Annotated in this window: 4 protein-coding genes and 1 pseudogene; 4 read left to right on the top strand and 1 reads right to left on the bottom strand. The window is 62.8% G+C overall.

All coding sequences use genetic code 11. The annotated features are described in order from the left end of the window. Positions 1-23 precede the first annotated feature (23 nt). A complete protein-coding gene (locus Q0341_RS00595; RefSeq protein ID WP_299509827.1) occupies positions 24-737 on the bottom strand; it encodes a pirin family protein in 714 nt (237 codons plus the stop codon). Between the two features lie 129 nt (positions 738-866). Here Q0341_RS00595 and Q0341_RS00590 point away from each other — a divergent pair, with 129 nt between their 5' ends. The 4 genes and pseudogenes from Q0341_RS00590 to Q0341_RS00575 form a co-directional block, all read left to right on the top strand. Then, positions 867-1,880, top strand: a complete 1,014-nt coding sequence (locus Q0341_RS00590) for a LysR family transcriptional regulator (RefSeq protein WP_299509825.1) — start codon at positions 867-869, stop codon at positions 1,878-1,880. Then, the gene (locus Q0341_RS00585) at positions 1,877-2,923 is read left to right on the top strand and encodes an FAD-dependent oxidoreductase (protein WP_299509823.1); all 1,047 of its coding nucleotides are present in this window, start codon (positions 1,877-1,879) and stop codon (positions 2,921-2,923) included. The genes Q0341_RS00590 and Q0341_RS00585 overlap by 4 nt, the downstream gene beginning before the upstream one ends. 6 nt (positions 2,924-2,929) lie before the next feature. Then, positions 2,930-3,841: a tRNA glutamyl-Q(34) synthetase GluQRS gene (gluQRS, locus tag Q0341_RS00580; protein WP_299509820.1), complete on the top strand. Its 912-nt coding sequence runs from the start codon at positions 2,930-2,932 to the stop codon at positions 3,839-3,841. A gap of 31 nt (positions 3,842-3,872) precedes the next feature. Further along, positions 3,873-4,062 (top strand): annotated as a pseudogene (locus Q0341_RS00575) (tRNA (guanosine(46)-N7)-methyltransferase TrmB); the annotation flags it as partial.

Genomic DNA, 4,062 nt, shown 5'->3' with positions numbered 1-4,062 from the left:
GGCGGCTCAAATGGCCCACCTATTCAAGCGGTCAGGTCAAACACCAAGACTTCAGCATCTTGGCCGTGAGAAAGCGTCAACGACGATTCGGCTTGCAGCATGGCCGCATCCCCAGCCGCCAGAGCCATGCCATTGACCTGCAAAGCACCGCGCACCAAAAACACATAGGCTTTGCGGGCTGGGTCCAGCATCAGGCTGGCTTTTTCAGAGCCATTGAACAGGCCTGAATACATGCGGGCATCTGCGTGAATTTCAACGGTGTGCGCGGCAGCTTGGGCATCGGTTGCAGGCGCAGCCACCAAAGCGAGTTGACCGCGCTTGGCGCTTTCGGGCACAGACTTTTGCTCGTAGCCGGGGTCAATGCCCGTCACATTGGGCTCGATCCAGATTTGCAGGAAGTGGGTCTGCTCGCCTTTGGCGTGGTTGAACTCGCTGTGGCGCACGCCACTTCCCGCGCTCATGCGCTGTATGTCGCCAGGCGGAATGCCTTTGACGTTGCCCATGCTGTCTTGGTGGGCCAAATTGCCCGAGAGCACGTAGCTGATGATTTCCATGTCGCGATGGCCGTGTGTGCCAAAGCCGGTGCCTGGGTCAATGCGGTCTTCGTTGATGACGCGCAAGTTGCCAAAACCCATGTGGGCCGGGTCAACGTAGTTGGCAAAAGAAAAGCTGTGAAACGACTTGAGCCAGCCGTGGTCGGCGTAGCCGCGTTCGGTCGATTTGCGCAAGGTGAGCATGGGTTTCTCCAATTGAGGGCGGCCAAAAGAGCCGCCTGAACAGCCAGAACTTTAACCATCAACAGAACCGAGATCGTTGACCCGATTTGCTGGCATCATTCAAATTCATTGAATCGTTAAGGCCCCAACATGCAAACTCCTCGCGACTGGCTGACCCCCGAGGCCCTGCTGATGCTGCAAACCATTGGTCAAAAAGGCAGCTTTGCCGCAGCGGCCCGTGCCCTGAACTTGGTGCCCAGCGCCCTGACCTATCGGGTACGCCAAATCGAAGACGCACTCGACGTGCTGCTGTTTGACCGCAGCGCACGCCAAGCGGTGCCCACAGCGGCCGGCCATGAACTGCTGCGCGAAGCCAGCCGTTTGCTGGACGACATGGACGCCGTGGCCAACCGGGTGCGCCGCGTGGCCACGGGCTGGGAGGCCGTGTTCACCGTGGCGGTCGACAGCATCATCTCGCGCAGCGTGGTCATGGATTTGTGTGCCCGCTTCCTTGCCTTGGGTGCACCCACCCGCTTGCGCTTACGCTACGAAACCCTGTCGGGCACCCTGGCTGCGCTGACCTCGGGCCAAGCCGATTTGGCCTTGGGAGTGGTGCCAGTGCCGGGCATGGGCTCTGACATCAAGCACAACGTGATGGGTGTCATCCCATTTGTCTATGCAGTCGCGGCGCACCACCCGCTGGCCCAAGCCCCCGAGCCCCTGACAGATGCTGTTTTGCAGCAGCACCGCGCAGTGGCCGTGGCCGACTCAATCAGTCGGGGCGCGGGCCTGACCATTGGCTTGCAAGGCGGACAAGACGTGTTCACCGTGCCCGACATGCCCAGCAAGCTCGAGGCCCAAATCCGGGGTTTGGGCGGCGGATTTTTGCCCCAATCGCTGGCCCAACCCTACATCAACAACGGTCTGCTCGTGGCCAAAAAAGTCCATGAGCCGCGCAACAGCACTTGCCACTGCGCCTGGCGCGAGAGCTCCAAAACACCGGCTGGGCAAGCCTTGCGCTGGTGGCAAGCGCAGCTGGAACACTCGGCCACGCGTGAAGCGCTGTTGCGCCCGGTGCACCTTGTGCACGTCGGATCCACTCCATCGGGGATAACCCACCCGGGCAGTTTGCAAGCCCATTTCTCGGATAAAGTGAACCCATGACCACACAACACATCGCCATCATCGGCGTCGGCATGGCCGGCGTCACTTGCGCACGCACTTTGCGCCAGGCCGGACACAACGTCACGCTGTTCGACAAAAGCCGTGGCGTAGGGGGGCGCATGTCCACCCGCAGCAGCGCGTTTGGCAGCTTTGACCACGGCGCGCAGTACTTCACAGTGCGCGACCCGCGCTTTGAGCTGGCCATCGGTACCGTCCCTGGCGTGTGCAAGCCCTGGAGCGCCAACGCCGTTCGCGTGCTCGACCCCAATGGTCGCGTCATCGAGGCGGGCTTGCCAGGCGGCGAGCGCCACTGGGTGGCCACCCCCGGCATGAACGGCTTGGTCAAAGCCTGGGCTGCGCCCCTGGTCGAAGACGGCAATGTGCAGCTGCAAACCCGGGTCACGCAAATCATGGCCGACCCGATGAAGAAAAATGCTTGGCAGCTGCAAACCGAAACCGAAGACGGTGGGCAGCATGTGTTTGCCGGGTTTGACAAAGTCATTTTGGCGGTGCCCCCCGCGCAAGCCGTGGCTTTGCTCCAAGCCTCGGGTCTGAGCGAGCTGGCCACGCCCCTGAGCGACGTTCGTGTTGACCCCTGCTGGACCCTGATGCTGGCCTACCCCCAAGCGGTGCAGCCGGGCCTGATCACCTTGGGCCCGCAATGGAATGCAGCCCGCAGCACCCACCACCGCATCGCCTGGATGGCGCGTGAATCGTCCAAACCCGGCCGCGAGCGCATCGAACGCTGGACCGTGCAAGCCAGTGCAACGTGGTCGGCAGAACATGTGGACGACTCGCCCGAGCGCGTCACCGGCAAATTGCTCAAAGCGTTTGCCGAAATCACCGGCATCCGTGTCACGGCGGCGCATGCCCAAGCCCACCGCTGGCTTTACGCCAAAACGGCCCAACCTCTGGGGCAAAGCCACTTGTGGTCCAAAACGCAAGGCATCGGCCTTTGCGGCGACTGGTGCTTGGGTCATCGGGTCGAAGACGCTTTTGTGTCTGGCCTGGAACTGGCTTTGGCGGTGCTCGCCAAACGCTGATTCCACATGCCAGCGCTCTACACAGGCCGGTTTGCGCCTTCGCCAACCGGCCTTTTGCATGCGGGCTCGCTGGTGGCCGCACTGGCCAGTTGGCTCGATGCCCGCGCCCATGGCGGCGCTTGGCGGTTGCGGATCGAAGACGTGGACACGCCCCGCTGCGTACCGGGGGCCGATGAGGCCATCTTGCAGCAACTGGCCGCCTGCGGTCTTCAGCCCGATGGCCCGGTGCTGCGGCAAAGCCAAAGGGGCGATGCCTATGCCGCCGCTTTGCAAGACTTGGTTGAAAAAGGCTGGGCCTACCCCTGCGGCTGCTCTCGCAAGGACATTGAAACCGCCATCGAATCAGCGCAATCCCAGCCCGTGTCCCGGCACAGCGCCGCCGTTTACCCCGGCACCTGCCGCAAAGGCCTGAAGGGCCAAGCCGCCCGCGCTTGGCGGCTCAATGTACAAGCCGTGCAAACCGCGTTGGGCCTGCCCGCCCTCACCCACTGGACCGATCGGCGCTTGGGGCCGCAACGGCAAAACGTGCCAGAAGAAGTCGGCGACTTCGTGCTGCGCCGAGCCGATGGCCTGTGGGCCTACCAACTGGCCGTGGTGGTGGACGATGCCGCCCAAGGCGTCGGCCATGTGGTGCGCGGCCAAGACCTGGCTGACAACACGGCGCGGCAAATCGTGCTGCAACAGGCTTTGGGCTTGCCCACACCCCAATACCTGCACACGCCTGTGGTGCTGGGCGCGAATGGCGAGAAGCTCAGCAAACAAAACGGGGCCGTGGCGCTGGATTTGCAAACACCGCAGGCCGTGTTGTCAGCACTGAACTCTGCCGCGCAAGCGCTGGGCCTGCCTGCCATGCCCGGGCAAACGGCCAAAGTGCACGCACTCGAAAAGTGGACGGTACTGAGCCGATCGCCCCGATAATCACAGGCTTTGCACACACCAACTGCCCTCCATGACGACGCCTGAAGACACCACGAACGCCCCGGCAACCGAAGCCCACGAAGCCAAAGACGCCCCCTTCATGCGCACCATCAAAACCTATGTGCTGCGCGCCGGGCGCATGGGCTCGGGCCAAGTTCGGGCGTTTGAGCAGTTCGGCCCCCAGTTTTTGGTGTCTTACAGCGCACAGCGCTTGGACGTGC

The sequence above is a fragment of the uncultured Limnohabitans sp. genome (genome assembly GCF_937889215.1).
Classification (GTDB): Bacteria; Pseudomonadota; Gammaproteobacteria; order Burkholderiales; family Burkholderiaceae_C; genus Limnohabitans_A.
Note: the sequence above shows the minus strand (reverse complement) of the source record. Positions and strands in the feature narration are given on the sequence as shown.